At 59.6% G+C, this 2,551-nt stretch carries 2 protein-coding genes and 1 pseudogene; all 3 read right to left on the bottom strand.

Annotation, left to right across the window (positions count from 1 at the left end):
• Window positions 1-59: 59 nt before the first annotated feature.
• Window positions 60-1,229 carry a galactokinase gene (galK, locus tag WA354_RS24230; RefSeq protein WP_472815598.1) on the bottom strand — a complete coding sequence of 390 codons (1,170 nt, stop codon included), beginning with the start codon at window positions 1,227-1,229 and terminating at the stop codon, window positions 60-62.
• Between the two features lie 3 nt (window positions 1,230-1,232).
• The gene (locus WA354_RS24235; protein WP_472815599.1) at window positions 1,233-2,207 is read right to left on the bottom strand and encodes a hypothetical protein; all 975 of its coding nucleotides are present in this window, start codon (window positions 2,205-2,207) and stop codon (window positions 1,233-1,235) included.
• A 2-nt stretch (window positions 2,208-2,209) separates the two neighbouring features.
• Window positions 2,210-2,551: pseudogene (locus tag WA354_RS24240) on the bottom strand (pyridoxal phosphate-dependent decarboxylase family protein); the annotation flags it as partial.

Genomic DNA, 2,551 nt, shown 5'->3' on the forward strand with positions numbered 1-2,551 from the left:
TTTTCCACCTCACGGTAGTAGGATGCTCCAAGTCCGCATCGGGAAAGCTCCGCTCTCCTTTAATGCGAGAGACTTGCAACCACCCTGTGCGCCCCGCTCGATGCGTGACAAATGAGAATCTGCGGAATGATTCCCGTTTCGGTGGCGTAACTTGCCGCCAGTGCCTCCGCGAATTCATTTGCCTTATTCTGCTCGACCAGGTTGATGGTGCAACCTCCGAAACCTCCGCCTGTCAGCCGTGCTCCGATTAAACCCGGCAGCTTGTGGGCCAACGTTACCATCGTGTCGGCTTCGACGCAGCTCGCTTCAAAATCGACGCTGTAGCTTACGTGCGCTTCTGCCATCAGTCTTCCCAGCTCTTTCAGATCGTGATGAATCAACGCATCTGCCGCGGCCACCGTGCGTGTGTTCTCGGTGATCACGTGACGCGCGCGCTTCTGTGCATTCGTGCTCATCTCCGAGCCCCACTTGTGCAGATCCTCCACCGTCGCATCCCGCAGAAAGCGAACCTCGGGCCTGTGCCGTGCAATCACCGCGGCAGCTTCCTCCACTTCCGCGCGCCGCGATGTATATTCGCCGCCCGCCACGGAATGCTTCACCATCGTGTTCGCAATCACCAGCGCCACATTTGAAGGAATCGGCGCCAGCTTGAAACTCAAGTCGCGGCAATCCAGCAGCAGCGCGTGATCCTCAGCGCCATTCGCTGAAATGAACTGATCCATGATGCCGCAATTCGCGCCGACAAACTCGTTCTCCGCGCGCTGGCACAGTCGCGCCAGCTTCGGCCGCGGATAGTCGATGCCGATCAGCGATGTGACCGCGAGCGCCGTGGCCACTTCAATGGCAGCCGAGCTCGACAGCCCAGACCCCAGAGGCACATCTCCCAGCAGGCTCAAGCTGAAGCCCGGAATGCGATGCCCTTCGCTGGCCAGAATCACGGTTACGCCGAGCGGATAATCGCTCCAGTCCTTGCTGCCTGTCTTCGGCAAAGCCTCCGCATCAAACGCGCGTTCTTCCTTGAAATTTTCTGAATAGATGACGATCTTGCCGTCGTCGCGCGGAGAGATCCCAGCCAGAGTGGCGAAATCAATTGCGGCCGGCATGACAAATCCCTCGGCATAATCCGTGTGTTCGCCAATCAGATTCACGCGTCCCGGAGCAGCGAAGATCTCGGGTTCGCTGTTGAAGCGGCTCAAATGCAAGGATCGCAAAACTTCAGGGTCACGCATTGTTCATCTCTCGATTCGTTCGATTTCAACTTCCATGGTCCACTTGAAACAGTCACGCGGCTCAAGCACGAGCGACCACGGGCCCGTTTCAGCCAATGAATCCACCGGCGCCGTCGCAGGCTCGAACGCAACACACATCTGCTTCGGCCCCGGCCTCTCCGGCCATCCTCCGTAACAGATCCACAAACCCAGATATGGTGTCGCCGCAGCATCGAACTTGACGCGCAATCGTACACCCGCCGAAGGCCGTTCCAGTGCACACCAGTTCGCCGATCCATCGAGGGGGCCTGCAAACAGCTTGTCGCCAATGCCCGACCTCGGTCCGTCCGCAACACGCAGGTCCACCGTGGCGCCGTCCGCCCGCCGAGCCATTGGCCACGCAACAGAATCGCCGCGCGTGCCTAGCCGCCCCCCGCCTGATCCCTCCAGCCACAGCGAATGGATTGACTCGGGCAACACAACCCGGTCGCCCTTTTCTACCGCAAACAAAGGATGCGCCGACCACGACCACGGAACCGCTTTCGAGCTGGTGTTGATCAGCTTGTATTGAAGATTCAAATGCCAATGCCCGCCGGTCTCAAGCAACTCCATCCGCCGCTCCAACTCCAGCGGCAACGAAAAGCACTTCCCAACCAACGTCACTTTGTCCCTGGTCTCTGAACTCTCGTCTCTGGCAGCCCACTCCACGCGCCACAAATCCCCGTGGTCCGGAATCTCCGCCACTGCTGCTTCGGTCTTCACCGCGCACGGGGCCACCGAAGGCAAACACTCATCCCACCCGCCCGCATCCGCAGCATCAAATGGCATCGTTCGGGTCCGCGGCGCAATCGGGGCCAGCGGCGGCTGCAACAACTCGAGCTCTCCAATCCGGATCGATGCGATTTTCCCTCCGTATAAAGGCAGGATCGTCACCGCGCAATCGCCAGCCCGGATGAGAACGTTTTCAGTTTTGGCGAAGGATGTCCGCAAATCCGTCATCTTCACCCCTTCTCCACTTCCGCACACGCCACACTCAGCAAGTTCCAGATGCGGTCCAGCCACGCCTCATGTTCAGGCTTCATCATCACCGATCGCAGACACACTACATGCTCTTCAGGCATGTCTGAATCGCCTGCCGGCCCAAACCAGAATTGCGGCAATTGTACTAGCGCCAGGTGCAGGTTGCGTCCCGCGCAAGCCGAAAAAATCGATTGACCCAGCCGCGAAGCCAGCGCGGCCGTCGCTGCCATCATCTTCCAAACCACGATGTCCAGTTCCGGGCCGCCCGCCGTCAGCGCCTCAAATCGTCCGTCAGCCCGCAGACGCCGGTCCAACTCCAACGC

It is taken from the genome of Occallatibacter sp. (assembly GCF_049802275.1).
GTDB lineage: Bacteria > Acidobacteriota > Terriglobia > Terriglobales > Acidobacteriaceae > Telmatobacter.

Excerpts from the sequence above, each read along its gene's own strand:
- WA354_RS24235 (WP_472815599.1), bottom strand. The coding sequence starts at position 2,207 with ATGACGGATTTGCGGACATCCTTCGCCAAAACTGAAAACGTTCTCATC.
- galK (WP_472815598.1), bottom strand. The coding sequence starts at position 1,229 with ATGCGTGACCCTGAAGTTTTGCGATCCTTGCATTTGAGCCGCTTCAAC.